Genomic DNA, 25,822 nt, shown 5'->3' on the forward strand with positions numbered 1-25,822 from the left:
CTTTGCGCTTTATGCGTAGTATTGCAGCCGTTCCGCCAGCAAATCGACAAATCCCTGGCGGTCTACATCGACCATCACCGTCGCATTCGGCTTATTCCCCGTCAGGAAATAATAATCCACCACCGTCATCCCCTGGGTGTATTTCCCCTGGGTTTCCACGCCGACCCAACGCTCAACGGTGGTGAAAATCTCGGGCTTGAGCAGCCAGGCGATGGTGCACGGGTCGTGCAGCGGTGCGCCGACAAATCCCCATTTTTCGTCTTTGTGGTACTCCATAAAGAAGTCCAGCAGTTCGGCGACGATGGTGGAAATCGGGTTACCGATGGCGCGAAAGCGTTCGATATCGGCGGCGTGAATCTGTGCCTTATGAGTGACGTCCAGCCCGGCCATCACCACCGGAATGCCTGACTGGAAGACAATTTCTGCCGCTTCCGGGTCGACGTAAATATTAAATTCCGCAGCGGGCGTCCAGTTACCCAGCGCCATCGCGCCGCCCATGATCACAATGCGGGCGATTTTCGTATGCAGTTCCGGATGGCTATTCAGCAGCAGCGCCACGTTGGTCTGTGGGCCAGTGGAGACGATGGTGACCGGTTGTGCGCTCTCGCGCAGCGTTTTTGCCATCAGCTCAACGGCAGTGCCGCTTTGCGGGGCGAATGACGGCTCGGGCAGCGCCGGGCCGTCGAGGCCGCTTTCGCCGTGAACGTTATCGGCGATAATCAGTTCGCGCATGAGAGGTTTCACCGCGCCGCCCGCCACCGGAATATCCAGGCGTTTGAGCAGTGTCAGCATCCGCAGCACGTTGCGCAGGGTCTTCTCCGGCGTCTGGTTACCGGCGGAAGAGGTGATCGCTTTCACTTCCAGTTCAGGGGAGGCGAGGGCGAGAACGAGGGCGATCGCGTCATCATGACCCGGATCGCAATCAATAATAATGGGCAGTGCCATTGTGGCTCCTTGTAAGCGGTACTTTGTGACAAGGTTAACGCCCGGCTGGATACGTTTCGAGAAGCGAAGAAGTAAAGCGTGAGATAGCGCGCACTCTGACGTGCGCGCCGGGAAGATTAGTGCAGGATTTTCGCAAGGAAGTCTTTTGCGCGATCGGAACTGGGGTTAGCGAAGAACTCCTCTTTTGGCGAATCTTCGACGATTTTACCTTCATCCATAAAGATCACCCGGTTAGCCACTTTACGGGCAAAGCCCATTTCGTGCGTCACCACCATCATGGTCATCCCTTCGTTCGCCAGCTCGACCATTACGTCCAGTACCTCGTTGATCATTTCCGGATCGAGCGCTGAAGTTGGTTCATCGAATAACATGGCAATGGGGTCCATACATAGCGCGCGGGCGATCGCCACGCGTTGTTGCTGACCGCCGGAAAGCTGCGCCGGGAACTTGTTGGCATGTGCAGACAGGCCAACGCGCTCCAGCAGCTTCAGGCCTTTATCGCGGGCGGCGGCCTTATCGCGTTTCAGCACTTTCACCTGCGCCAGCGTCAGGTTTTCGATGATCGACAGGTGGGGAAACAGCTCGAAGTGCTGGAATACCATGCCCACGCGGGAACGCAGTTTCGCCAGATCGGTTTTTTTGTCGTTCACAATAATGCCGTTAACGGTAATTTCGCCTTTTTGCACTGGTTCCAGACCGTTGACGGTCTTAATTAGCGTGGATTTACCGGAACCCGATGGCCCGCAGACTACTACCACCTCACCTTTTTTCACTTCTGTTGAACAATCGGTCAGCACCTGAAAGTGACCATACCATTTTGAAACATTTTTCAGGGTAATCATTAAACAGTCCTTTTCTTCAAATAGCTGACCAGCAACGACGCGCTCAGGCTGATAACAAAATAAACGGCGCCGGCGAACAGAATCATTTCGACCTGAGTACCGTCACGCTCGCCGATAGTCGACGCGGTGCGGAAGAAGTCCGCCAGGCTGAGTACATAAACTAAAGAGGTGTCCTGAAATAGCACGATGCCCTGCGTAAGCAACAGCGGCACCATCGCCCGAAACGCCTGCGGCAGAATAATGAGCTTCATCGACTGCCAGTGGGTCATCCCCAGCGCCAGCGCGGCGCTGGACTGCCCGCGGGAAATACTTTGAATACCGGCGCGAATAATCTCGGAATAGTAGGCCGCTTCAAACATGGAGAATGCCACCATCGCGGAGATCAGGCGGATATCGGTTTTCGGCGATAGTCCCAGCACGTTTTGCAGAAAGCCGGGTACAATCAGATAGAACCACAGCAAGACCATCACCAACGGGATGGAACGGAAAACGTTAACATACGCTTTAGCAAACCAGGCGATAGGGGCAAAGCTTGAGAGGCGCATGACGGCCAGAATGGTTCCCCAGACTATCCCCACGATAACGGCGGTGACGGTGATCTTCAGCGTGATGACCAACCCGGCCAGTAGGTAAGGCAGTGAGGGGATAATCGAACTCCAGTCAAATTCGTACATTATTTGCTCCCCACGTTGCCCGGCAGGCGGACTTTGCGTTCAACCAGGCTCATGACCAGCATGATAACGGCGTTAATCAGCACATAGGCCAGCGTAATGGCGGTGAAGGATTCCCAGGCGTGCGCCGAGTAATCCAACAGTTTGCCTGCCTGCGCCGCCATATCCACCAGGCCGATGGTTGAGGCAATAGCCGAGTTTTTCACCAGGTTCATCATCTCTGACGTCATTGGCGGTACGATAACGCGATAGGCATTCGGCAGCAGGACATAGCGATAAGCCTGCGGCAGCGTTAGCCCCATCGCCAGCGCCGCGTTCTTCTGCCCGCGAGGCAGAGACTGAATCGCGGCGCGCACCTGTTCGCAAACGCGGGCGGCGGTAAACAGTCCCAGACAGATCATTGAGGAGAGGAAAAACTGAATATTGGGATCGAGTTCCGCCTTAAACCACATGCCAAGATCTTCCGGCAACAGTTCAGGCACCACCAGGTACCAGGTGAAGAATTGCACGATCAGCGGCACATTACGGAACAGTTCTACGTACAACGTGCCCAGTCCGGAGAGGAAACGGTTGGGAACGGTACGTAAAATGCCGAAAATAGATCCTACCAGGAAAGCGATAATCCAGGCGGTAATCGAAAGGGCGACGGTGACCTGAAAACCACTCCATAGCCAGCCGAGATAGGTGGTATTGCCGAAGGGGGCTTCCTGTAAAAAAATACCCCAGTTCCAGTCTATTGACATACATCTACTCCGAAAAAAAAGGGTAGCAGCGCTACCCTCGAAGATTGTTGCCCGGCGATTTGCGGCTTCAGGCCCGATGGGGAACGACCATCAGGCTTATAGTCTGTCCGTGCTGAGCGACAATCGAGAGGACAGGAGTCCCGTCCCATTTAGTTTTAGTTAGTTAAGCGCTTTATCATTCGGTGCTTTGAACAGGGCTTTCATCTCGTCAGACAACTCGAAATTCATGTTCAGGTTTTTCGGTGGGATCGGATTTTTAAACCACTTATCAAACCACTTTTCCGCTTCGCCGGAGGTTTGCGCCTGGGCGATGGTATCGTCCATCAGCTTTTTAAACTCAGGGTCGTTTTTACGCAGCATACAGCCGTAGGCTTCCTGGGACTGCGGTTTACCGACAATCTCCCAGTTATCCGGTTTCTTGGCTTTGGCGCGCTCGCCGGCCAGCAGCGCGTCATCCATCATAAAGGCGACGGCGCGACCGCTTTCCAGGGTGCGGAACGAGTCACCGTGGTCTTTCGCGCTAATAATACGCATCCCCATCTTTTGCTCTTCGTTAAGCTTATGCAGCAGAATTTCAGAGGTCGTCCCGGAGGTGACGACGACCGCTTTGCCTTTCAGATCCGGGAAATCTTTAATATCGCCGCCTTTTTTAGTCAGCAGTCGCGTCCCGACGACGAAAATCGTATCGGAGAAGGCGGCCTGTTTCTGGCGCTCAAGGTTGTTAGTCGTTGAACCACATTCAAAATCGAAGGTTCCGTTTTGCAATAGTGGAATACGGTTTTGCGAGGTGATCGGGATCAGCTTCACCTGCAGATCGGGCTTGTTAAGTTTCTTTTTTACCGCTTCCACAATGGCGTTGGAGTAGTCCTGGGAATAGCCGACCACTTTCTGCTGGTTGTCGTAATAAGAAAAGGGCACAGAAGATTCGCGATGCCCGACGACGATCACGCCATTTTTAGCGATCTTGTCCAGGGTGCTACCAGCGGCAGGCGCGCCATCTTCTGCGTGCGCAAGGCCCGCAGACAGTCCCATGACCAGCATTGCTGTGGTTAGCTTACGTAATTGCATATCCAACTCCTTTATCATCTGCGCCGTCGACGCATTGATAGCTATTGTGATGTTGTTATTGCCTGCAACTTGCGCGTGCAGTGTTATGTGTGTTTGTTAACATTTAGTGTGGCTTGTTGTAAATATTTTGCTGCGATATTGTTTATTTTTGCGAAGTGCGCCGCACCGTTCAGAGGCAAAAATCCTACATTGCACCGTTCAGGTGCTACCGATGATCGATTTTGGTGCGACCAGGTTGCACAAGCAGCCAGAACAGGTTTGCCATGTTTAACAAAGCAATAGACGTGCCAGAATGGGGGAAAAAGGAGGATTTTCAGGCCGGATAAATGAAGCGCTATCCGGCCTGGGGAGAGATTATTTCCGTCGTTGTCGCAGACTCATCACTACCGCGCCAAAAGCAAACAGCGCGGTCAGTACCCATAGCGGCCAGTTGCCGGTACGGGCATAGGGAGTTAACCCCGTGGTTGGCGTGACATTGGTGGTCAGTACCTGGCGTGTGAACTGCGGGATCATCGCCTGAATCTCGCCCTGAGGGCCAATCACCGCCGTAATACCGTTATTAGTACTGCGCAGCAACGGACGCGCCAGCTCCAGCGAACGCATCCGCGCCATCTGGAAATGTTGCCACGGGCCAATGGACTTACCAAACCAGGCGTCGTTAGAAATCGTCAGCAGATAGTCGGTGTCCGGGCGGAAGTTATCCCGCACCTGTTCGCCAAGAATAATTTCATAGCAGATTGCCGCCGTCAGCTTATAGTCGTGCGCATGTAACTGCGGCTGGATATAAGGGCCGCGGCTAAAGGAGGACATGGGCAGATCGAAGAACGGCGCCAGCGGACGCAGGATAGACTCCAGCGGAACGAACTCGCCAAAGGGCACAAGGTGATTTTTATTGTAGCGATTGGGCGAGTCATAACTGTATGGATTATCCTTGCCCAACGTAATAATCGTATTGTAGGTGTCGTATCGATTCTGTTTATTGAGACGCGCATCGACAATACCGGTGATCAGCGTGCTATTTTTTTCGCGTAACATCTCGTCCAGCGAACGAAGGAAGGGCTGCTGATTGATTTCGAGATCCGGAATCGCCGACTCAGGCCAGATAATAATCTGTGATTTGCCTAACTCTGGGCGAGTTTCGTTGAGATAAATTTTTAGCGTATTCAGTAGCTGGTTTTCGTCCCACTTCAGCGACTGCGGGATATCGCCCTGCACCAGCGATACCTGGGTCGCTTTGGCCGGTTCCAGCGTAAACCACTGGATATAACGTAGCGGAAAGGGCAAAGCAAACAGAATCACGGCGACAGCCAGCGGACGCCAGTTCCGCGTCGCCAGTGCCAGCGCTAACAGGCCGCTGACCATCATCAGCAGGAAGTTGATCGCTTCGACGCCCATTACCGGCGCCAGGCCTTTTAGCGGGCCATCGACCTGACTATAGCCAAATTGCAGCCAGGGGAAGCCGGTCAGCACCCAGCCGCGTAAAAATTCGGTGATTTGCCATATTGCAGGCGCGGCGATAGCGACGCGCAGCCAGTTGGTTTTTGGCCACAGGCGCGACAAAATCCCGGCAAACAGTCCGGTATACAGCGAGAGATAAGCTGCAAGCAGCACCACCAGAAAAACGTTAACCGGGCCCGGCATGCCGCCAAACTGCGCGATACTGACATAAACCCAGTTAATCCCGCTACCGAAAAGTCCGAGTCCCCAGCAATAGCCGATGGCGGCAGACTGGAGCGGGCGGCGATTAAACGTTAAGGCCTGCAGCCCGATAAGCGACACTATCGCTGCGGGCCAGACGTCATACGGAGAGAAAGCCAGTGTTCCGCAGGCGCCGAATAATAACGCCAGCAGCAGGCGAATACGCTGGCGTTCAATTAACGAGGCAAATGCCATTTTTAGTCCACTATTGCTGTTATTCGTCCAGTTTTGGCTGGGGCGAGTCATCCGGGATCCTGACATGCACCTGAATAATACGACGACTATCGGCCATCGCCACTTTGAACTGGTAACCATCAATGTCAATGGTTTCGCCGCGGGCCGGTAAATGGCCGAACGCCTGCATCACCAGCCCGCCGATGGTATCGACCTCTTCATCGCTGAAGTGGGTGCCGAAAGCGTCATTGAAGTCTTCAATCGACGCCAGCGCGCGAATCGTCCAGGTATGGCGGCTAAGCTGACGGAAGTCGATATCGTCTTCTTCGTCATACTCATCTTCAATTTCACCGACAATCAGTTCGAGGATGTCTTCGATAGTCACAAGGCCGGAAACGCCGCCAAACTCATCGATAACGATGGCCATATGGTAGCGCTGGGAGCGGAATTCCTTGAGCATACGGTCAACCCGTTTGCTTTCCGGTACGACAACCGCGGTGCGTAACACTTTGTCCATGCTGAAGGCTTCGGCATCGCTGCGCATAAACGGCAGCAAATCTTTGGCCATCAGAATCCCTTCAATGTGATCTTTATCTTCGCTGATCACCGGAAAACGCGAGTGGGCGGACTCGATGATAACATCAAGACATTCGTCCAGCGTCTGGTTGCGTTTTAGGGTAATCATCTGGGAGCGCGGGATCATAATATCGCGAACGCGCTGGTCGGCGATGTCCATTACGCCTTCGAGCATATCGCGCGTATCTTCATCGATAAGCTCGTTCTGCCCGGAATCACGGATCAGCGCCAGCAACTCATCACGGTTTTTAGGTTCACCGTGGAAAAGCTGGCTGAGTAGCAGGGAAAAAAATCCCTTTTTACTGTTTACTGTGTCACTACTGTGTGAATTGTCGTCGCTCATGGCGTCGTATGGGTTCTCATGTTAGTTAATACAAAGCTCGTCATGCGTATACTCAGCTGTGACGGCATGTTTTGCCTGATGGCGCTACGCTTATCAGGCCTACAAAAGGCATGAATGTAGGCCGGATAAGGCGCAAGCGCCGCCATCCGGCAAGCTACTATTCTGCAATCTTCTCGGCAATGTACGGATCCTCATAGCCCATAGCAAGCATAATCTCCGTTTCGAGAGACTCCATCTCTTCCGCTTCGTCATCGTCGATATGATCGTAACCCAGCAAATGCAGGCTACCGTGCACGACCATGTGCGCCCAGTGCGCCTCCAGCGGCTTGCTCTGTTCTTGCGCTTCCTGCTCCACGACCTGACGGCAAATAATCAGATCGCCCAGTAGCGGCATTTCAATGCCGGCGGGCGCTTCAAACGGGAAGGAGAGAACATTAGTGGGTTTATCTTTCCCGCGGTACGTCAAATTAAGGTCGTGGCTTTCGGCCTCATCCACCAGACGGATTGTGACTTCCGCCTCTTCCTGAAACTGCGGAATAACGCCGTCCAGCCAGCGTTGAAACTGAGCTTCATCCGGCAGGCCCGCGTGGTTTTCACAGGCCAACTGTAAATCGAGGATCACCTGGCTCATTTCTGTTCCTGCTCCTGGGCTTCACGCTTACGCTCTGCCGCCAACGCCGCTTTGCGTTTTTGTTCGGCCTCTTCCCAGGCTTCATAGGCGTTAACAATGCGGGCAACGACCGGATGGCGCACCACGTCTTCGCTGTGGAAGAAGTTGAAACTGATTTCATCGACTTCCGCCAGCACTTCAATGGCATGACGCAAGCCGGATTTGGTGTTGCGTGGCAGGTCAATCTGCGTCACGTCGCCGGTGATCACCGCTTTCGAGTTAAAGCCGATACGCGTCAGGAACATCTTCATCTGTTCGATAGTGGTGTTCTGGCTTTCATCCAGAATGATAAAGGCGTCGTTTAATGTGCGTCCGCGCATATAGGCCAGCGGCGCGACTTCAATCACATTGCGTTCAATCAGCTTCTCGACTTTTTCAAAGCCGAGCATTTCGAACAGCGCGTCATACAGCGGACGCAGGTACGGGTCCACCTTCTGACTTAAATCGCCTGGCAGAAAGCCGAGTTTTTCGCCCGCTTCCACCGCCGGACGGGTCAGTAGAATACGGCGAATCTCCTGGCGCTCCAGGGCGTCTACCGCAGCGGCGACCGCAAGATACGTTTTACCGGTACCCGCCGGGCCGACGCCAAAGGTAATATCATGATCGAGAATATTGGCGATGTACTGCGCCTGGTTCGGGGTACGCGGTTTAATCACGCCGCGCTTGGTTTTGATATTAATAGCTTTGCCATAGTCAGGCACGCTTTCCGCGCTCTGTTCCAGCACCCGCGCTTCTTTGATCGCCAGATGAATTTGTTCCGGTTCGATATCCTGAGTCTGGCCGCGCATCGGTGCGGTATCGACATACAGACTTCGCAAAATATCTGTCGCCGCGGTCACGCAAATCGGACGACCGGTCAGTTTAAAGTGATTGTCACGGCGGTTGATTTCAATACCGAGACGACGTTCGAGCTGTTTAATATTGTCATCAAACGGCCCGCAAAGGCTCAACAGACGGGCGTTGTCTGCGGGCTCAAGGGTAATTTCGCGAGTGTCTATATTCAAACTGTTCCTCTTGTGTCTGTATCGCCGGACGCTGAACACTTACCGGCATCTAAGGAAATTATTCACGCCATAGGGAAAAGGCGCAAGCATTGCAATGAAGATGGGGATGAAGAGAGAAAATTGCAAGGCCCGTCGGGCGACAGGCCATGACCAGGAAGCCCGACAGGCGTAGCGCCATCGGGCATTATTGCCTTTTCAGCAGGGTTAAGGCTGGTAGAATCCTACGCCCAGCTCATTTTCTTTACGGGTACGGGCAATGACGGACTCCGGCGTTTCGGCGACGCGCAGCCCCATTTCATCTTCGGTACGCACCACTTTTCCGCGCAGGGAGTTCGGATAGACGTCAGTAATTTCCACATCGACAAACTTACCAATCATCTCCGGCGTGCCTTCAAAGTTCACCACCCGATTGTTTTCGGTACGGCCAGACAGTTCCATAATGTTTTTACGCGACGTGCCTTCCACCAGAATGCGCTGTGTCGTGCCGAGCATACGGCGGCTCCATGCCATCGCCTGCTGATTGATACGCTCTTGCAGAATATACAGACGCTGCTTCTTCTCTTCTTCCGGCACGTCATCAACCATATCGGCAGCCGGCGTTCCCGGACGCGCAGAGAAGATAAAGCTGTAGCTCATATCAAAGTTGACGTCAGCGATAAGCTTCATGGTTTTTTCGAAATCATCGGTAGTTTCGCCAGGGAATCCGACGATAAAGTCAGAGCTTATCTGAATGTCCGGCCGCGCCGCGCGCAGTTTACGGATGATTGCTTTATATTCCAGCGCAGTGTGGGTGCGCCCCATCAGATTCAACACGCGATCGGAACCGCTCTGTACCGGCAGATGCAGGAAACTGACCAGTTCCGGCGTATCGCGGTATACCTCGATAATATCGTCGGTGAACTCAATCGGATGGCTGGTGGTAAAGCGAATACGGTCAATGCCGTCGATGGCGGCAACCAGACGCAGCAGATCGGCAAAGGTACCGGTGGTGCCGTCGTAGTTTTCTCCGCGCCAGGCGTTAACGTTCTGGCCCAGCAGGTTGACCTCACGCACGCCCTGCGCCGCTAACTGGGCGATTTCGAACAGGATATCGTCTGAGGGACGGCTGACTTCTTCACCGCGGGTATACGGTACCACACAGTAAGTACAATATTTATTGCAGCCTTCCATGATAGAAACGAAAGCGGTCGGGCCTTCTGCGCGCGGTTCCGGCAAACGGTCGAACTTCTCGATTTCCGGGAAGCTGATATCGACCACCGGGCTGCGGTCGCCACGCACGGAGTTAATCATCTCCGGTAGGCGGTGTAAGGTTTGCGGGCCAAAAATAATGTCGACGTAATGGGCGCGTTGACGAATGTGCTCGCCTTCCTGGGAAGCCACGCAGCCGCCGACGCCGATAATCAGATCGGGATTTTTCTCTTTTAACAGTCTCCAGCGACCTAATTGATGGAAGACTTTTTCCTGAGCCTTCTCGCGGATTGAGCAGGTATTCAACAGCAGCACATCCGCCTCTTCCGCCACGTCGGTCAGTTGATAGCCGTGGGTGGCGTCCAGCAGATCGGCCATCTTCGATGAATCGTACTCGTTCATCTGACAGCCCCAGGTTTTAATATGGAGTTTTTTAGTCATCGACTTGCTCTTGCGAAATAGTGGCTGAAAAGCAGGGCGCATAGTGTAATGCTTTGGCGCGGTTGTGACCAGTATGACTGACGTCAGCCCTAATGGGTAAAAAATCCTGTAAACTTGTCTAAAACGTAACAGGATGAATGACCATGACAAATCAACCAACGGAAATTGCCATTGTCGGCGGGGGAATGGTCGGCGGCGCGCTGGCGCTGGGTCTGGCGCAGCAAGGGTTTACGGTGATGGTAATAGAACATGCCGCGCCTGCGCCGTTTGTGGCGGACAGCCAGCCTGACGTGCGGATTTCGGCCATTAGCGCGGCATCCGTGGCGCTGCTCAAGGGACTGGGCGTTTGGGAGGCGGTGCAGGGGATGCGTAGCCATCCTTATCGGCGACTGGAGACCTGGGAGTGGGAAAACGCCCATGTGGTGTTCGACGCCGCTGAACTCAAGCTGCCGCTGTTAGGCTATATGGTAGAGAACAACGTCCTGCAACAGGCGCTATGGCAGGCGCTGGAAGCGCACCCCGGCGTGACGCTGCGCGTTCCGGCTTCACTGGCGGCATTGCAACGCCGCCACGATGGTTATGCGCTGGAACTGGCCGACGGCGAATGTATCACGCCGAAGTTAGTGATTGGCGCCGACGGCGCGAATTCGCAGGTTCGGCAAATGGCGGGAATTGGCATTCATGCCTGGCAATATGCGCAGTCGTGTATGCTTATCACCGTCAAGTGTGAAAATGCGCCAGGCGACAGCACCTGGCAGCAGTTTACGCCAACGGGGCCGCGCGCCTTTTTGCCGCTGTTCGATGATTGGGCGTCGCTGGTGTGGTATGACGCTCCGGCACGTATTCGCCAGTTGCAGGGTTTATCGATGACGCAATTGCAGGTGGAAATTAACCAGCACTTTCCGGCGCGTCTGGGGGCGGTGATGCCTGTCGCGGCGGGCGCGTTTCCGCTAACCCGTCGTCACGCGTTGCAGTATGCGCAACCGGGGCTGGCGCTGGTAGGCGACGCGGCGCATACCATTCATCCGCTGGCCGGGCAGGGCGTCAACCTGGGGTATCGGGATGTTGATGCGTTGATTGATGTGCTGGCGAGTGCCCGTAGCTATGGCGAGTCCTGGGCCAGCCATTCGGTGTTGAAACGCTATCAGACGCGGCGCATGGCAGATAATTTTATGATGCAAAGTGGAATGGATCTGTTTTATGCCGGGTTCAGCAATGAACTGCCGCCGCTGCGTATTTTACGCAATATGGGGCTGATGGCGGCGCAGCGCGCAGGCGTGCTAAAACGTCAGGCGCTTAAGTATGCGTTGGGGTTGTAACCCGTTGAATGCCTTACCCGGTTTGTAAAAACGCTCAATTGCAGGTCGGGTAAGCGTATTGACATCTTACTTTACTGCAAATAAAGCACATAAACCTAATTTCCCTTTAAAATCAATTTCATACCAAGGTGATGCCATTTCAATTGTGCATACGTTGTATTGGCAACGTACTACTTTATGTAGCATCAGTAATGTGGAACTCATTGATTTTACAAGAATCGCCAGGGTGATTAATGCGGCGATAATCCGATACCACGTCAGTGTTGCATGTTGGACATCAAACCACAGAATATAAAAAGTGATGATGTGAAGAATGACTTTGCTGGACAGGGCGCGAATATAGAATCCACGCAGCGCCGTTTTCGAGGAAAACGCGACATTAATCAGCGCGCTTTGTTTTTCTTGCACAGGGATCCCTGGCAGATACACTATCCATTCCGCACTATTCTGGCGCAACATGACGGCCTTTTTCTGGTGCAGTATATGTAGCCTCATTGACACTGCCACGGGGTAAACCAGACCCAAAATAATCAACCAGGCGGCGCTGGCCGTGATATCAATGAAGGTGAAAGCGCAGAGCAAGACGACCATAAAAAATGTTAATGGCCGCAAAAAGAGATACCAACAAAACTGGTAATTCATTGTGAGGTTACCGAACGATCCCTGTAAGGCTTTATCATAGCGTTTTACTGATAGCAGGGCATTAAGGGGGAAACCTCTTTCGGAATTTATAAACGCAGAAAAGCAAAAAGCTCGCCGAAGCGAGCTTTTTAAAGGTGGCTGGGGTACGAGGATTCGAACCTCGGAATGCCGGAATCAGAATCCGGTGCCTTACCGCTTGGCGATACCCCAATTGTCGTACTTCTTGCGCTCATTAGCAGAGCGTCTTTAAAACTGGCTGGGGTACGAGGATTCGAACCTCGGAATGCCGGAATCAGAATCCGGTGCCTTACCGCTTGGCGATACCCCAACAAATTATTTTCGAACCGGTCGAATACCTCGACGTGTTCTGAATATGGTGGCTACGACGGGATTCGAACCTGTGACCCCATCATTATGAGTGATGTGCTCTAACCAACTGAGCTACGTAGCCAGATGATTTCTTCGATGGCTGGGGTACCTGGATTCGAACCAGGGAATGCCGGTATCAAAAACCGGTGCCTTACCGCTTGGCGATACCCCAATACCGTCGCGGTGAACCGCAAACTCGAAGAAATATGGCTGGGGTACCTGGATTCGAACCAGGGAATGCCGGTATCAAAAACCGGTGCCTTACCGCTTGGCGATACCCCATCCGTACAACGCTTATCGGTGAATGGTGCGGGAGGCGAGACTTGAACTCGCACACCTTGCGGCGCCAGAACCTAAATCTGGTGCGTCTACCAATTTCGCCACTCCCGCAAAAAAGATGGTGGCTACGACGGGATTCGAACCTGTGACCCCATCATTATGAGTGATGTGCTCTAACCAACTGAGCTACGTAGCCATCTTTTTTTCGCGTTACCTTATCGGCGTTGCGGGGCGCATTATGCGTATTGAGCCTTGAAGCGTCAACCTCTTTTTCATCGAAAAACGTCGGAAAGTGTCTGTTTGGTTAGGTTGCGAACAGCGTGGCGCAATATTCGGCAATTATTGGTTATTAATCGTTTTTCCGAAAGTAGTTTGCTATAAAAAAAGAGCCCCTAAGGGCTCTTTCGTCATCGTTAATTTACTGGTACGCCGACTGATGCACGCCGACCGCGCGGCCTGACGGGTCATCCATCGTTTTGAATGCTTCATCCCACTCAATGGCTTTGGCGGAAGAACAGGCCACGGACGGGCCGCCGGGTACGCATTCCGCCGCGCTCGGCACCGGGAACAGCTCTTCAAAAATTTCGCGGTACAGATACGCCTCTTTAGACGACGGCGTGTTGTATGGAAAGCGGAAGCGGGCGGTTTCCAGTTGTTGATCGGAAATCTGTTTCGCCGCCACCTCTTTCAGCGTATCAATCCAGCTGTAACCTACGCCGTCAGAGAATTGCTCTTTCTGACGCCACGCGACGCTTGCTGGCAGATAAGACTCGAAGCACTCGCGCAGCACGTGTTTTTCCATCTTGCCGTTGCCGCACATTTTATCCTGTGGGTTGATACGCATCGCCACGTCGAGGAATTTTTTATCCAGGAACGGTACGCGCGCTTCCACGCCCCAGGCGGACATCGCTTTGTTGGCGCGGGCGCAGTCATACATATGCAGCGCCTGTAGCTTACGGACCGTCTCTTCATGTAACTCTTTGGCGTTCGGCGCTTTATGGAAGTACAGGTAGCCGCCAAACACCTCATCGGAACCTTCGCCGGAGAGCACCATTTTGATGCCCATCGCTTTGATCTTACGCGACATCAGATACATCGGCGTTGAGGCGCGGATAGTGGTCACGTCATAGGTTTCAATGTGGTAGATAACATCACGAATGGCATCAAGGCCTTCCTGCACGGTGAAGTGAATTTCATGGTGCACGGTGCCGAGGTGGTTAGCCACTTCCTGGGCCGCCTTCAGGTCAGGCGAACCTTCCAGACCGACCGCAAAAGAGTGCAACTGTGGCCACCAGGCTTCGGAGCGCTCCTGATCTTCGACGCGACGGGCGGCGAATTTTTTGGTGATTGCCGAAATAACCGACGAGTCCAGACCGCCGGAGAGCAGCACGCCATAAGGGACGTCGGACATCAGGTGGCTTTTCACGGATTCTTCCAGCGCCTGGCGCAGCGCGTTTTTGTCGGTAACGTTGTCTTTTACCGCATCGAACTCAAACCAGTCGCGCTGATAGTACTGACGAATTTCGCCGTCTTTGCTCCACAGGTAGCTGCCCGCCGGGAACTCTTTAATGGTGCGGCAGACCGGGGTCAGCGCTTTCATTTCTGACGCTACGTAGAAGTTGCCGAATTCGTCATAACCCATATAGAGCGGAATAATACCGATATGGTCACGACCAATCAGATAAGCGTCTTTTTCGCTGTCATACAGGGCGAAGGCGAACATCCCCTGTAAATCGTCAAGGAAATCCGGCCCTTTTTCCTGATACAGCGCGAGAATAACTTCGCAGTCGGAGCCTGTCTGGAACGCGTAACGATCGCCATACTCCGCGCGTAACGTCTGATGGTTATAAATTTCACCGTTCACCGCCAGTACGTGGGTTTTTCTGGCGTTATACAGGGGCTGGGCGCCAGCGTTAACATCAACAATCGACAAGCGTTCATGTGCGAGAATCGCGTTATCGCAAGCGTAGATGCCGGACCAGTCCGGGCCGCGATGGCGCATCAGGCGTGACAGTTCAAGGGCTTTTTTACGCAGTTCCGCTGCATCTGTTTTGATATCGAATACGCCGAAAATAGAACACATAGCCTTCTCCGTTAATCTGTTGCGTCGTACTTTTTGTATTTGCTTGACTAAAAAATGCCGCAAAGGCGTGGAAGGCGCAAGGGGATTACGGTCTGAAAAATGAAAAATGCAATCGTCATTGTTGATTAGTGAAAAATGATTACGTATTGCGCGGATTTATTGATGGATCTTCAGTTTTATCGTGGATTAATTGAATTATGTTTTTCCTGATGGCGTTTCGCTTATCAGACCTACAATGTTGTTCGAACCGTAGGCCTGAAAGCTATGCGTCATCAGGCAGAGGACAGGTTTAGATAACGTCTATCTCGGCGACGGAAGGGTAAATCCAGCTTGGGCGGAACGGCATACTGTCAATATCATTGATCGTTGATACGCCTGAAAGCACCAGAATGGTCTCCAGACCGGCCTGGAACCCCGCCAGAATGTCGGTGCGCAGGTTATCGCCGACAATAACGGTCTCTTCCGAGTGCGCCTGCATTTTGTTTAACGCCGCGCGGATGATCCACGGGCTGGGTTTGCCGACATAAAATGGCTTCCGGCCGGAAATTTTTTCAATGCCTGCGCACAGCGCGCCGCAGGCCGGATAAAAGCCGCGACCGTGGGTATCCGGGTTGGTGGCGATAAAGCGCGCGCCATTGGCGACGAAAAATGCTGCTTTATGCATCATGTCCCAGTTGTAGGAGCGGGTTTCTCCAACGATGACAAAATCAGGGTTCACATCGGTAATGGTAAAACCCGCTTTATAGAGCTCGTGAATAAGCGCGCCTTCGCCCACGACATACGCTTTTTTACCTTCCTGACGGCGCAGAAAATCGGCTGTCGCCATTGCTGACGTATAAAACACGCTGTCCGGCACGTTAACGCCAGCGGTAGCAAAACGGTTCGCCAGATCCTGGCCGGTTTGCGATGGGTAATTGGTCAGCAGCACCAGCGGCAGACCTTTTTCCAGAATCCCCGTCAGAAATTCCGCCGCACCGGGTACGGCTACGTTGTCGTGCATCAGCACGCCGTCGATATCGCAGATTACATTCTTGATGGTCATGAACTACCCAGGGAATTTGTGAATAATCCGATACTATAAGAGCGCATCAACTTTCCAGCAAACATTGCAGCAATGTTCCGTTGAGCATGGCGCGTTTAACTAAGGCAAATGCGCCGATAGCAGAACGGTGATCCAGCGTGGAGCGTACCACCGGCAAATTTTTGCGAAATGCCTTTAACGCCTGCGTATTGATACAGCTTTCGATAGCGGGTAACAGGACTTTATCGGCTTCAATGATCTCGCCGGCAATGACGATTTTTTGCGGATTAAACAGGTTGATAGCAATGGCGATCGTTTTGCCCAAATGGCGACCAACATGCTCAATGACTTCCGAGGCCAGGCTGTCGCCCCGGTTTGCCGCCTTACAGATGGTTTTAATCGTGCAGTCGTCAAGCGGAACACGGCTTTGATACCCTTGTTTAAGCAAATTCAGCACCCGTTGTTCAATCGCCGCATTGGCGGCAATGGTTTCCAGACAGCCGAAATTACCGCAGTGGCAGCGCTCGCCCAGCGGCTCCACCTGAATATGCCCAATTTCACCGACGTTGCCGTTACGGCCAATGAAGATGCGTCCGTTGGAGATAATCCCGGCGCCTGTACCACGATGAACGCGCACCAGAATCGAGTCCTCGCAATCCTGACTGGCGCCGAAGTAGTGTTCCGCCAGCGCCAGGCTACGGATATCGTGTCCCACGAAACAGGTAACGTGAAACCGTTTTTCCAGCGCTTCGACCAGTCCCCAGTTTTCAACCTGAATGTGCGGCATGTAACGAATCACGCCGCTTTCCGGATCGACAAGCCCTGGCAGGATCACCGAGATAGCGATCAATTCACGAATTTTACGCTGACAGCTATCAATAAAGACGGCGATAGTGTTGAGCAGCGCATGTTCCAGCGTCTCCTGGGTGCGCTCCGGCAGCGGATAATGCTCCTCAGCGACCACTTTACTGCTCAGATCGTAGAGCGTTAAAGTGGTGTCATGACGCCCCAGGCGAACGCCAATGGCGTGGAAGTTACGGGTTTCCGTGACGATAGAGATAGCGCGGCGGCCTCCGGTAGAGGCCTGCTGATCGACTTCTTTGATCAGCCCGCGTTCAATGAGTTGACGCGTAATTTTCGTTACGCTGGCGGGAGCAAGCTGGCTTTGCTCGGCAATTTGTATGCGCGAGATAGGACCATGCTGGTCAATCAGGCGGTAAACGGCCGCGCTGTTAAGCTGTTTTACGAGATCAACGTTACCTATCTGAGCTTGTCCGCCTGGTGTCATATTCTCACTTACTCAAGTCAACGACCTCGTCACCATTAACGATGGTCTTGATAATTTTAAAATCGTGGGTGAACGCGGTCAGGTTGGCGACTTTACCCGGCGCAATGCTACCGAGATGTTTATCAACGCCGATAGCGCGAGCCGGATAGAGCGTTGCCATGCGCAGCACTTCATCCAGCGCGATGCCGCAATGCGCGACCAGGTTGCGTACGCCTTCAATCATGGTTAAGGACGAACCGCTCAACGTACCGTTTTCATCCACACACAGTCCATTGCGGTAGTATATTGTTTTACCTGCGAAAATGAACTGCTCAATATTGGCCCCCGCCGGTGCGGTGGCGTCTGTCACCAGACAAAGTTTGTCGCCTTTCAGGCGTTTGGCATTGCGAATGTTGGCGTAGTCGACATGCAGACCATCGGCGATAACGCCGCAATAAATATCCGCTTCGTCCAGAACAGCGCCAGCAAGGCCCGGCTCACGCCCTGTAATGTACGGCATCGCGTTAAACAGGTGAGTCGCAAAGGTAATCCCGGCGCGGAAGCCCGCTTTCGCCTCTTTTAACGTCGCGTTGGAGTGACCTGCGGAAACCACAATGCCCGCATTCGCCAGTTTAGCGATTACGTCAGCAGGCACCATTTCCGGCGCGAGTGTGACTTTGGTGATGACGTCGGCATTATCGCATAAGAAATCGACCAGCGCAGCGTCTGGTTTACGCACGAAATCAGGATTATGGGTGCCTTTTTTTACCAGATTAAGCCAGGGGCCTTCCAGGTGGAGACCCAGCGCCTGGTGCGGATGTTTTTCCAGGTATTCGCGCATGACGCGAATGCCCTGTTTCATCAATTCGTCGCTGGTAGTGATAAGCGTTGGCAGAAAGTTAGTACAGCCCGATTTTTCATTGGCTTTCTGCATAATTTCCAGCGTTTCAACGCTGACGGCTTCTGCGGTATCGTTAAACTGCACGCCGCCGCAGCCGTTTAGCTGCACATCAATAAAACCGGGGGAGAGAATGGCCCCATTCAATGAGCGTTGTTCTATTCCCGGCGGCAGTTCGGCCATCGGACAAACGCGGTCAATCAGGCCATTAGCGACAACAAGCGCATGGTCATCAAGAATTTCGTGACCGGTAAAGATCCGGCCCTGGGTTAAAGCATACATTCCGACCCCCGATATCAAAAATTTACCGCCCCGCATTGACTGGCGGGGCGGAGACAACATTACAGACCTTTAATATTTTCTGCTTCTAATTCATTGAAATATTTCAATGTTTTAACTTTAAGTTCCATTGTGGACGGCTCATCGCATACCACAACCGCTTTCGGATGGAGTTGCAGGCAGCTAATGGTCCACATGTGGTTGACGTTGCCTTCAACCGCCGCCTGCAGCGCCTGGGCTTTCTGATGGCCCAGCACCAGAATCATCACTTCTTCCGCATCCAGCAGAGTACCCACGCCTACCGTCAGCGCGTATTTCGGCACCTGGTTTACGTCGCCGTCAAAGAAGCGGGAGTTCGCTACGCGAGTATCATGGGTTAACGTTTTGATACGGGTGCGGGAAGCCAGGGAAGACGCCGGTTCGTTAAAGGCGATGTGACCGTCGTTGCCGACGCCGCCCATAAACAGATGGATTTTACCGTAAGAACGAATTTTTTCTTCATATTGACGGCATTCTGCATCGATATCCGGTGCGTTACCGTTGAGAAGATTGATGTTTTCTGCTGGAATATCAACGTGATCGAAAAAGTTACGATGCATAAAGCTGTGGTAGCTTTCCGGATGCTCTTTCGGCAGGCCAACATATTCGTCCATATTAAAGGTGACCACATGCTTAAAGCTGACCTCGCCCGCTTTGTGCATCTCAACCAGCGCTTTGTACGCCGTTAGCGGCGTGCCGCCGGTAGGCAGTCCAAGGACAAACGGACGATCGGCGGTCGGTTTGAACGCATTAATACGGTTAACGATATGGCGAGCGGCCCATTTGCCAACCTGTTCTGCGGTACTCAGGGGGATCAGTCTCATTCTTCACCTCAATAATCAATGTCAAAATTTGGCGGATCGTATTAAGCGTAACCTGGATATCCAGGGTTCGTGTTCAATCCGTCCTGATTTTTTGAATCATAAAATAAGTTTTCTGTGTTAGCCAGTGGATGGTAGGGGTGATTACGATATTTAGTGATTATAATCACAAAAAACACCCGTTTAATTTGCGAGGCGAATTAATTTTCCACACACTCTGCAGAAGATGATCTCACCGTTCGATTACAGAACATCACGTTTTTAACGTTTGCAGCACAATAAAAAACGGCTTCAAAGAAGCCATATCGGCGTCTCGTAGGGGGAATAAGATGAATATTTTAGGTTTTTTCCAGCGGCTGGGTAGGGCGTTGCAGCTCCCTATCGCCGTGTTGCCGGTGGCAGCGTTGTTGCTGCGATTCGGCCAACCAGATTTGCTGAATATGCCGTTTATCGCGCAAGCGGGCGGGTCTATTTTCGATAACCTGGCGCTGGTTTTCGCTATCGGCGTGGCCTCCAGTTGGTCTAAAGATAGCGCGGGCGCGGCAGCGCTGGCGGGAGCCGTGGGTTACTTCGTCATGACCAAAGCGATGGTGACGATTAACCCGGAAATCAACATGGGCGTGCTGGCGGGGATTATTACCGGTCTGGTCGGCGGCGCGGTTTATAATCGCTGGTCTGGTATCAAACTGCCTGATTTTCTCAGTTTCTTCGGTGGAAAACGTTTTGTACCGATCGCAACGGGCTTTTTCTGTCTGGTGCTGGCCGCTATTTTCGGTTACGTCTGGCCGCCGGTACAGCATGGCATCCATGCGGGCGGTGAATGGATCGTTTCCGCAGGCGCGCTGGGTTCCGGTATCTTTGGCTTCATCAACCGTCTGCTGATCCCCACCGGTCTGCATCAGGTACTGAACACCATCGCCTGGTTCCAGATTGGCGAATTCACCAATGCCGCAGGCACTGTATTCCACGGCGACATCAACCGCTTCTATGCTGGCGACGGCACGGCGGGGATGTTTATGTCCGGCTTCTTCCCGATCATGATGTTTGGTCTGCCGGGCGCCGCTCTGGCGATGTATTTCGCCGCGCCGAAAGAACGTCGTCCGATGGTGGGCGGTATGCTGCTGTCTGTCGCGATCACCGCGTTTCTGACCGGCGTAACCGAGCCGCTGGAATTCCTGTTTATGTTCCTGGCGCCGCTGCTGTACCTCCTGCACGCCATTTTGACTGGTATCAGCCTGTTCGTCGCGACGTTGCTGGGTATCCATGCGGGCTTCTCTTTCTCGGCAGGCGCGATCGACTATGTTCTGATGTATAACCTGCCAGCGGCCAGCAATAACGTCTGGATGTTGCTGGTGATGGGCGTTGTATTCTTTATCATCTACTTCCTGCTGTTCAGCGCGGTTATTCGTATGTTTAACCTGAAAACGCCGGGCCGCGAAGATAAAGTTGATGAGATGGTAACGGAAGAAGCCAACAGCAACACCGAAGAAGGGTTAACGCAACTGGCGACCAGCTATATTGCTGCGGTTGGCGGTACGGACAACCTGAAAGCGATCGATGCGTGTATTACCCGTCTGCGCCTGACCGTGAATGACTCTGCTCGCGTTAACGATGCGGCCTGCAAACGCCTCGGCGCTTCCGGCGTGGTGAAACTGAACAAACAGACCATTCAGGTTATTGTCGGCGCGAAAGCGGAATCGATTGGCGATGAAATGAAGAAAGTGGTGGCGCGGGGACCGGTCGCGGCAGCGTCTGCTGATGCGGCTCACGTTGCAACACCTGCTCCGGCGGCCAAACCCCAGGCGGTGCCGAATGCGGTAACTATCGCTGAACTGGTCTCTCCGATTACCGGTGAGGTAGTGGCGCTGGATCAGGTACCGGATGAAGCTTTCGCCAGCAAAGCGGTCGGCGACGGCGTGGCGGTGAAACCCACCGATAAAACCGTGGTTTCTCCGGCGGCGGGTACTATCGTGAAAATCTTCAACACTAACCACGCGTTCTGTCTGGAAACCGAAAAAGGCGCGGAGATCGTTGTCCATATGGGTATCGATACCGTCGCGCTGAACGGTCAGGGCTTTAAGCGTCTGGTAGAAGAGGGTGCGGAAGTCACGGCGGGTCAGCCGGTGCTGGAACTGGATCTGGACTTCCTGAATGCCAATGCGCGTTCCATGATAAGCCCGGTTGTTTGCAGCAACAGCGATGACTTCAGCGCTCTGGTCATCAAAGCGGATGGTCACGTGGTAGCGGGTAAAACGCCACTGTACGAGATCAAGAGCAAATAATCGCTTCCTGGCCGGATAAGGCGTAAGACGCCATCCGGCGATATCACAGGAAACATAAGCGGCAGAGGGAAACCTTCGCCGCTTTTTTTTACCGCAATTAGCCCCAATATTTTCTGCAAAGCCACTTTTTAAGTAACTAAAGGTTGTCAGTCTGTCCGGCTTATAAGATCATATGCCGTTATACGTTGTTTACGCTTTGAGGAATCCACGATGAGTGAGGCTGAAGCCCGCCCGACTAACTTTATTCGTCAGATTATTGATGAAGATCTGGCGAGTGGTAAACATACCACTGTCCATACCCGTTTTCCGCCGGAGCCGAATGGCTATCTGCATATCGGCCACGCGAAATCTATCTGCCTGAACTTTGGCATCGCGCAAGATTATCAGGGCCAGTGCAACCTGCGTTTCGATGACACCAACCCGGTAAAAGAAGATATCGAGTACGTTGATTCGATCAAAAACGACGTCGAGTGGTTAGGCTTTCACTGGTCTGGCGATATTCGCTACTCCTCCGATTACTTTGACCAACTGCACGCCTATGCGGTCGAGCTAATCAATAAAGGCCTGGCCTATGTTGATGAGCTGACGCCGGAGCAGATCCGTGAATACCGCGGTACGCTGACCGCGCCGGGTAAAAACAGCCCGTTCCGCGATCGCAGCGTCGAAGAGAACCTCGCGCTATTTGAAAAAATGCGTACCGGCGGTTTTGAAGAGGGTAAAGCCTGTCTGCGCGCTAAAATCGACATGGCGTCGCCGTTTATCGTGATGCGCGATCCGGTGCTGTATCGCATTAAATTCGCCGAGCATCATCAGACTGGCAACAAGTGGTGCATCTATCCGATGTACGACTTTACTCACTGCATCAGCGATGCGCTGGAAGGCATTACTCATTCTCTGTGTACGCTGGAGTTCCAGGATAACCGTCGTCTGTACGACTGGGTGCTGGACAACATCACCATTCCGGTTCACCCGCGCCAGTACGAATTCTCGCGCCTGAATCTGGAATACACCGTGATGTCCAAGCGTAAGCTGAACCTGCTGGTGACCGACAAACACGTCGAAGGTTGGGACGATCCGCGTATGCCGACTATTTCCGGTCTGCGCCGTCGCGGCTATACCGCGGCTTCTATTCGTGAGTTCTGCAAACGCATCGGCGTCACCAAGCAGGACAACACTATTGAGATGGCGTCGCTGGAATCCTGCATTCGCGAAGATCTGAACGAAAACGCGCCGCGCGCGATGGCGGTAATCGATCCGGTAAAACTGGTTATCGAAAATTACCCGCAGGGTGAGAGCGAAATGGTTACCATGCCTAACCATCCGAATAAACCGGAGATGGGCAGCCGTGAAGTGCCGTTTAGCGGTGAGATCTGGATCGATCGCGCAGATTTCCGCGAAGAAGCGAACAAACAGTACAAACGTCTGGTGATGGGCAAAGAAGTGCGTCTGCGTAATGCCTACGTCATTAAAGCGGAGCGCGTAGAGAAGGATGCCGAAGGGAATATCACCACCATCTTCTGTACCTATGATGCTGATACGCTGAGTAAAGATCCGGCTGACGGGCGTAAAGTGAAAGGCGTAATCCACTGGGTTAGCGCAGCACATGCGCTGCCGATTGAAATTCGTCTCTACGACCGTCTGTTCAGCGTGCCGAATCCGGGCGCCGCGGAGGACTTCCTGTCTGTTATCAACCCCGAATCATTAGTGATTAAGCAGGGGTATGGCGAGCCGTCGCTGAAAGCGGCGGTAGCAGGAAAAGCTTTCCAGTTTGAACGTGAAGGCTACTTCTGCCTCGACAGCCGCTATGCAACGGCCGATAAGCTGGTCTTTAACCGCACCGTGGGCCTGCGTGATACCTGGGCGAAAGCGGGCGAGTAAGCACTGCGCCAACAGGCGAATGCTGTAAAAATACCTTGTCAACGCCGCGTTCTGCGGCGTTTTTTCTCTGCATTTCTAAGTCGATTCTCTTTTTTGCGAGGCGAATTAATTATTCTCTGAAAATTATTGATCTGATAAATGATTATTAATCTAAATGTTATAAGCGTCAGGTCAACAGGAGACAATTATTTTCATGCCTATGGAAAACAAGTCAATTTTCTTTCTGGCGGTCTGCTTCCCCCACCAGCAGTCGAATGTAACAGAAAGCAATTAAATATGTGCGGTTGCTCATATTATTACATACTGGTTACAGAAAGAGATTGATAATTCGCATCGCGAAAAATAGTCTATTTAACGTAGTAAATGAGGTTTCTCAGCGCTACTTTTTATTTTTTCGCTGTTCGCTTTTGTCGGCAGCAATTTATACGTCAAAGAGGATTAACTTATGCGTACGTTTAGTGGCAAACGTAGTACGCTGGCTCTGGCTATCGCCGGTATCACAGCAATGTCGGGGTGGATCGTTGTTCCGCAGGCGCAAGCCTCCGGCTTTTTCGACGACTCCACGTTAACGGGCGGCATCTATTATTGGCAGCGTGAACGCGATCGCAAAGATGTGACCGACGGCGACAAATATAAAACTAACCTTTCTCATGCGACCTGGAACGCTAACCTGGATTTTCAGTCTGGTTACGCTGCGGATATGTTCGGTCTGGATATCGCGGCGTTTACCGCGATTGAAATGGCAGAAAACGGCGACAGCGGTCATCCAAACGAAATTGCCTTCTCGAAAAAGAATAAAGGCTACGACGAAGACTATTCCGGCGATAAGAGCGGTATCAGTCTTTATAAAGCCGCAGCGAAATTTAAATATGGCCCGGTCTGGGCGCGCGCCGGTTATATTCAGCCTACCGGTCAGACGCTGTTAGCGCCGCACTGGAGTTTTATGCCGGGTACCTATCAGGGTGCGGAAGCCGGCGCCAGTTTTGACTATGGCGATGCGGGCGCGTTAAGTTTTTCCTACATGTGGACTAACGAATATAAAGCGCCGTGGCATACCGAAATGGATAAGTTTTATCAGGCGGATAAAAAAACCAATGTGGATTATCTCCACTCCATCGGCGCGAAGTACGACTTCAAAAATGATCTGGTGCTGGAAGCGGCGTTTGGTCAGTCCGAAGGCTATGTCGATCAATATTTCGCGAAGGCCAGCTATAAATTTGATTTAGGCGGCAATCCGTTCACCACCAGTTACCAGTTCTACGGCGCGCGCGACAAAGTAGACGATCGCAGCGTGAATGATATTTACGACGGTACGGCCTGGCTGCAGGCGTTGACCTTCGGCTACAAAGTCGCGGAAGTGGTTGACCTGCGTCTGGAAGGCACCTGGGTGAAAGCGGACGGTCAGCAGGGCTATTTTCTGCAACGTATGACGCCAACCTACGCCTCTTCAAACGGTCGTCTGGATATCTGGTGGGATAACCGCTCCGACTTTAACGCTAACGGTGAAAAGGCGGTTTTCTTCGGCGCGATGTATGACCTGAAAAACTGGAATCTGCCGGGCTGGGCTGTGGGTGCGTCTTACGTTTACGCCTGGGATGCTAAACCGGCAACCTGGCAAAGTAACCCGGATGCTTACTACGACAAAAACCGCACTATCGAAGAGTCCTCATACAGTCTGGATGCGGTTTATACCCTGCAGGAGGGGCGTGCCAAAGGCACCATGTTCAAACTGCACTTTACCGAATATGACAACCACTCCAATATTCCAAGCTGGGGCGGTGGTTACGGCAACATCTTCCAGGATGAACGTGACGTGAAATTTATCGTTATTGCGCCATTCACTATTTTCTGATGTCAGATGCGGCAGGCTGCCGGCCTGCCGCGCTGTTGAGGAACGACCTATGAAAAAAATTTTACTCATCGCCAGCATGACCGCCGGTTTGACGGCCTGCGCGTCATCACCCGCGCCGGAAGAAGATAGCCGGCTGAAAGAGGCGTACAGCGCCTGTATCAATACCGCACAGGGCTCGCCTGAGAAGATAGAGGCCTGCCAAAGCGTGCTGAATGTCCTTAAAAAAGAGCGCAGACATCAGCAATTTGCTAACGAAGAAAGCGTGCGGGTACTGGACTATCAGCAGTGCATTCAGGCGACGCGCACGGGTAACGATCAGGCGGTCAAGGCTGACTGCGATAAGGTCTGGCAGGAAATTCGCAGTCATAATAACGTGCAATAAAACCCTGCCTTGCCACCCACGGGCGAATGTTTTCCGCCCGTGGTTTTT

General features: G+C 52.8%; 21 protein-coding genes, 7 tRNA genes and 31 other annotated features. Of the genes, 5 read left to right on the forward strand and 23 right to left on the reverse strand.

Translation table 11 applies throughout. The features are described from left to right. Positions 1 to 9 precede the first annotated feature (9 nt). From ybeK to miaB, 10 genes are all read right to left on the reverse strand, one after another. The gene (gene ybeK / locus STM0661; protein ID NP_459653.1) for a putative purine nucleoside hydrolase occupies positions 10 to 956 on the reverse strand. Within the gene, positions 10 to 945 belong to an annotated coding region; the region does not span the whole gene. After that, positions 951 to 956: a ribosome-binding site (putative RBS for ybeK; RegulonDB:STMS1H000982), on the reverse strand. It overlaps the preceding gene by 6 nt. Before the next feature lie 105 nt (positions 957 to 1,061). Beyond that, the gene (gene gltL / locus STM0662) for a glutamate/aspartate transporter (RefSeq protein NP_459654.1) occupies positions 1,062 to 1,799 on the reverse strand. Within the gene, positions 1,062 to 1,787 belong to an annotated coding region; the region does not span the whole gene. Further along, positions 1,787 to 2,475 (reverse strand): glutamate/aspartate transporter gene (gene gltK, locus STM0663; RefSeq protein ID NP_459655.1). Within the gene, positions 1,787 to 2,461 belong to an annotated coding region; the region does not span the whole gene. The genes gltL and gltK overlap by 13 nt, the downstream gene beginning before the upstream one ends. Continuing rightward, positions 1,794 to 1,799, reverse strand: a ribosome-binding site (putative RBS for gltL; RegulonDB:STMS1H000983). Its footprint overlaps the gene before it by 6 nt. After that, the gene (gene gltJ / locus STM0664; protein ID NP_459656.1) for a glutamate/aspartate transporter occupies positions 2,461 to 3,214 on the reverse strand. Within the gene, positions 2,461 to 3,201 belong to an annotated coding region; the region does not span the whole gene. Before gltJ ends, gltK begins: the two co-directional genes overlap by 15 nt. Continuing rightward, positions 2,470 to 2,475 (reverse strand) — a ribosome-binding site (putative RBS for gltK; RegulonDB:STMS1H000984). Its footprint overlaps the gene before it by 6 nt. Beyond that, positions 3,209 to 3,214 (reverse strand) — a ribosome-binding site (putative RBS for gltJ; RegulonDB:STMS1H000985). (Lies within the gene gltJ.) Positions 3,215 to 3,360: 146 nt before the next feature. Beyond that, positions 3,361 to 4,296, reverse strand: a protein-coding gene (gltI, locus tag STM0665) for a glutamate/aspartate transporter (RefSeq protein NP_459657.1). Within the gene, positions 3,361 to 4,287 belong to an annotated coding region; the region does not span the whole gene. Further along, positions 4,291 to 4,296 (reverse strand) — a ribosome-binding site (putative RBS for gltI; RegulonDB:STMS1H000986). (Overlaps the previous gene by 6 nt.) A gap of 327 nt (positions 4,297 to 4,623) precedes the next feature. After that, positions 4,624 to 6,173 (reverse strand): apolipoprotein N-acyltransferase gene (gene lnt, locus STM0666; RefSeq protein ID NP_459658.1). Within the gene, positions 4,624 to 6,162 belong to an annotated coding region; the region does not span the whole gene. Next, positions 6,168 to 6,173, reverse strand: a ribosome-binding site (putative RBS for lnt; RegulonDB:STMS1H000987). Its footprint overlaps the gene before it by 6 nt. A gap of 8 nt (positions 6,174 to 6,181) precedes the next feature. After that, positions 6,182 to 7,078, reverse strand: a protein-coding gene (gene ybeX / locus STM0667; RefSeq protein ID NP_459659.1) for a putative CBS domain-containing protein. Within the gene, positions 6,182 to 7,060 belong to an annotated coding region; the region does not span the whole gene. Then, positions 7,073 to 7,078: a ribosome-binding site (putative RBS for ybeX; RegulonDB:STMS1H000988), on the reverse strand. (Overlaps the previous gene by 6 nt.) Before the next feature lie 139 nt (positions 7,079 to 7,217). Further along, the gene (gene ybeY, locus STM0668; protein NP_459660.1) for a putative metal-dependent hydrolase occupies positions 7,218 to 7,708 on the reverse strand. Within the gene, positions 7,218 to 7,691 belong to an annotated coding region; the region does not span the whole gene. Beyond that, positions 7,688 to 8,780 (reverse strand): putative phosphate starvation-inducible protein, ATP-binding gene (gene phoL, locus STM0669; RefSeq protein ID NP_459661.3). Within the gene, positions 7,688 to 8,773 belong to an annotated coding region; the region does not span the whole gene. Before phoL ends, ybeY begins: the two co-directional genes overlap by 21 nt. Then, positions 7,703 to 7,708 (reverse strand) — a ribosome-binding site (putative RBS for ybeY; RegulonDB:STMS1H000989). (Overlaps the previous gene by 6 nt.) Beyond that, positions 8,775 to 8,780, reverse strand: a ribosome-binding site (putative RBS for phoL; RegulonDB:STMS1H000990). It lies within the gene phoL. 158 nt (positions 8,781 to 8,938) lie before the next feature. Continuing rightward, complete coding sequence (miaB, locus tag STM0670) at positions 8,939 to 10,363, reverse strand: methylthiolation of isopentenylated A37 derivatives in rRNA (RefSeq protein NP_459662.1); 1,425 nt, start codon at positions 10,361 to 10,363, stop codon at positions 8,939 to 8,941. 129 nt (positions 10,364 to 10,492) lie between these two features. Further along, positions 10,493 to 10,498: a ribosome-binding site (putative RBS for ubiF; RegulonDB:STMS1H000991), on the forward strand. Between miaB and ubiF the strand changes: the two genes are divergently transcribed. After that, positions 10,493 to 11,682 (forward strand): putative monooxygenase gene (ubiF, locus tag STM0671; RefSeq protein NP_459663.1). Within the gene, positions 10,507 to 11,682 belong to an annotated coding region; the region does not span the whole gene. Its footprint overlaps the feature before it by 6 nt. A 66-nt stretch (positions 11,683 to 11,748) precedes the next feature. Here the strand turns inward: ubiF and STM0672 are convergent. The 13 genes from STM0672 to nagB all read right to left on the reverse strand — a co-directional run bounded on the left by STM0672 (position 11,749) and on the right by nagB (position 19,462). Further along, the gene (locus tag STM0672; RefSeq protein ID NP_459664.1) for a putative inner membrane protein occupies positions 11,749 to 12,327 on the reverse strand. Within the gene, positions 11,749 to 12,324 belong to an annotated coding region; the region does not span the whole gene. Continuing rightward, positions 12,322 to 12,327: a ribosome-binding site (putative RBS for STM0672; RegulonDB:STMS1H000992), on the reverse strand. It overlaps the preceding gene by 6 nt. 135 nt (positions 12,328 to 12,462) lie before the next feature. Beyond that, positions 12,463 to 12,534, reverse strand: a tRNA-Gln gene (gene glnX, locus STM0673). A gap of 46 nt (positions 12,535 to 12,580) precedes the next feature. Beyond that, positions 12,581 to 12,652: transfer RNA gene (gene glnV / locus STM0674), tRNA-Gln, on the reverse strand. 49 nt (positions 12,653 to 12,701) lie between these two features. Next, positions 12,702 to 12,775, reverse strand: a tRNA-OTHER gene (metU, locus tag STM0675). Between the two features lie 18 nt (positions 12,776 to 12,793). Beyond that, a tRNA-Gln gene (gene glnW, locus STM0676) sits at positions 12,794 to 12,865 on the reverse strand. 38 nt (positions 12,866 to 12,903) lie between these two features. After that, positions 12,904 to 12,975: transfer RNA gene (gene glnU, locus STM0677), tRNA-Gln, on the reverse strand. 26 nt (positions 12,976 to 13,001) lie between these two features. Then, positions 13,002 to 13,083 (reverse strand) — tRNA-Leu (gene leuW / locus STM0678). Between the two features lie 11 nt (positions 13,084 to 13,094). Continuing rightward, positions 13,095 to 13,168 (reverse strand) — tRNA-Met (gene metT, locus STM0679). A gap of 222 nt (positions 13,169 to 13,390) precedes the next feature. Continuing rightward, positions 13,391 to 15,067 (reverse strand): asparagine synthetase B gene (gene asnB / locus STM0680; protein ID NP_459665.1). Within the gene, positions 13,391 to 15,055 belong to an annotated coding region; the region does not span the whole gene. After that, positions 15,062 to 15,067, reverse strand: a ribosome-binding site (putative RBS for asnB; RegulonDB:STMS1H000997). It overlaps the preceding gene by 6 nt. A 277-nt stretch (positions 15,068 to 15,344) precedes the next feature. After that, positions 15,345 to 16,108, reverse strand: a protein-coding gene (gene nagD / locus STM0681) for a putative phosphatase in N-acetylglucosamine metabolism (RefSeq protein ID NP_459666.1). Within the gene, positions 15,345 to 16,097 belong to an annotated coding region; the region does not span the whole gene. Further along, positions 16,103 to 16,108: a ribosome-binding site (putative RBS for nagD; RegulonDB:STMS1H000998), on the reverse strand. (Overlaps the previous gene by 6 nt.) A 35-nt stretch (positions 16,109 to 16,143) precedes the next feature. Beyond that, the gene (nagC, locus tag STM0682; protein NP_459667.1) for a transcriptional repressor of nag (N-acetylglucosamine) operon (NagC/XylR family) occupies positions 16,144 to 17,370 on the reverse strand. Within the gene, positions 16,144 to 17,364 belong to an annotated coding region; the region does not span the whole gene. Then, positions 17,365 to 17,370, reverse strand: a ribosome-binding site (putative RBS for nagC; RegulonDB:STMS1H000999). It overlaps the preceding gene by 6 nt. Next, positions 17,369 to 18,535 (reverse strand): N-acetylglucosamine-6-phosphate deacetylase gene (gene nagA, locus STM0683; protein NP_459668.1). Within the gene, positions 17,369 to 18,523 belong to an annotated coding region; the region does not span the whole gene. The genes nagC and nagA overlap by 2 nt, the downstream gene beginning before the upstream one ends. Beyond that, positions 18,530 to 18,535: a ribosome-binding site (putative RBS for nagA; RegulonDB:STMS1H001000), on the reverse strand. It overlaps the preceding gene by 6 nt. Before the next feature lie 47 nt (positions 18,536 to 18,582). Further along, the gene (gene nagB / locus STM0684) for a glucosamine-6-phosphate deaminase (RefSeq protein NP_459669.1) occupies positions 18,583 to 19,462 on the reverse strand. Within the gene, positions 18,583 to 19,383 belong to an annotated coding region; the region does not span the whole gene. Continuing rightward, positions 19,388 to 19,393: a ribosome-binding site (putative RBS for nagB; RegulonDB:STMS1H001001), on the reverse strand. (Overlaps the previous gene by 6 nt.) After that, positions 19,388 to 19,400 (reverse strand) — a protein binding site (putative binding site for NagC, RegulonDB: STMS1H000301). It overlaps the preceding feature by 6 nt. Then, positions 19,426 to 19,446, reverse strand: a protein binding site (putative binding site for CRP, RegulonDB: STMS1H000075). Continuing rightward, positions 19,435 to 19,443: a -10 signal (putative -10_signal for nagB; RegulonDB:STMLTH004692), on the reverse strand. It overlaps the preceding feature by 9 nt. Then, positions 19,454 to 19,462 (reverse strand) — a -35 signal (putative -35_signal for nagB; RegulonDB:STMLTH004692). A gap of 7 nt (positions 19,463 to 19,469) precedes the next feature. Next, positions 19,470 to 19,490, reverse strand: a protein binding site (putative binding site for CRP, RegulonDB: STMS1H000049). 45 nt (positions 19,491 to 19,535) lie between these two features. Beyond that, positions 19,536 to 19,556: a protein binding site (putative binding site for CRP, RegulonDB: STMS1H000112), on the forward strand. An 11-nt stretch (positions 19,557 to 19,567) separates the two neighbouring features. Beyond that, positions 19,568 to 19,596, forward strand: a protein binding site (putative binding site for NagC, RegulonDB: STMS1H000304). After that, positions 19,570 to 19,590, forward strand: a protein binding site (putative binding site for CRP, RegulonDB: STMS1H000101). Its footprint overlaps the feature before it by 21 nt. After that, positions 19,580 to 19,600, forward strand: a protein binding site (putative binding site for CRP, RegulonDB: STMS1H000059). Its footprint overlaps the feature before it by 11 nt. A 16-nt stretch (positions 19,601 to 19,616) precedes the next feature. Continuing rightward, positions 19,617 to 19,625: a -35 signal (putative -35_signal for nagE; RegulonDB:STMLTH004693), on the forward strand. Between nagB and nagE the strand changes: the two genes are divergently transcribed. The 4 genes from nagE (at position 19,617) to ybfN (ending at position 25,774) form a co-directional block, all read left to right on the forward strand. Further along, positions 19,617 to 21,662 (forward strand): Sugar Specific PTS family, n-acetylglucosamine-specific enzyme IIABC gene (gene nagE / locus STM0685; RefSeq protein NP_459670.1). Within the gene, positions 19,710 to 21,662 belong to an annotated coding region; the region does not span the whole gene. (Overlaps the previous feature by 9 nt.) Continuing rightward, positions 19,641 to 19,649: a -10 signal (putative -10_signal for nagE; RegulonDB:STMLTH004693), on the forward strand. (Overlaps the previous gene by 9 nt.) Next, positions 19,697 to 19,702, forward strand: a ribosome-binding site (putative RBS for nagE; RegulonDB:STMS1H001002). Positions 21,663 to 21,860: 198 nt before the next feature. After that, positions 21,861 to 21,866: a ribosome-binding site (putative RBS for glnS; RegulonDB:STMS1H001003), on the forward strand. After that, positions 21,861 to 23,540, forward strand: a protein-coding gene (gene glnS / locus STM0686; RefSeq protein ID NP_459671.1) for a glutamine tRNA synthetase. Within the gene, positions 21,873 to 23,540 belong to an annotated coding region; the region does not span the whole gene. It overlaps the preceding feature by 6 nt. A gap of 433 nt (positions 23,541 to 23,973) precedes the next feature. Beyond that, positions 23,974 to 23,979, forward strand: a ribosome-binding site (putative RBS for ybfM; RegulonDB:STMS1H001004). Beyond that, positions 23,974 to 25,392, forward strand: a protein-coding gene (ybfM, locus tag STM0687) for a putative outer membrane protein (RefSeq protein ID NP_459672.1). Within the gene, positions 23,986 to 25,392 belong to an annotated coding region; the region does not span the whole gene. It overlaps the preceding feature by 6 nt. Positions 25,393 to 25,429: 37 nt before the next feature. Continuing rightward, positions 25,430 to 25,435, forward strand: a ribosome-binding site (putative RBS for ybfN; RegulonDB:STMS1H001005). Then, positions 25,430 to 25,774 (forward strand): putative lipoprotein gene (gene ybfN, locus STM0688; protein ID NP_459673.1). Within the gene, positions 25,442 to 25,774 belong to an annotated coding region; the region does not span the whole gene. It overlaps the preceding feature by 6 nt. Positions 25,775 to 25,822: the final 48 nt, after the last annotated feature.

The organism is Salmonella enterica subsp. enterica serovar Typhimurium str. LT2, from assembly GCF_000006945.2.
Lineage (GTDB): Bacteria > Pseudomonadota > Gammaproteobacteria > Enterobacterales > Enterobacteriaceae > Salmonella > Salmonella enterica.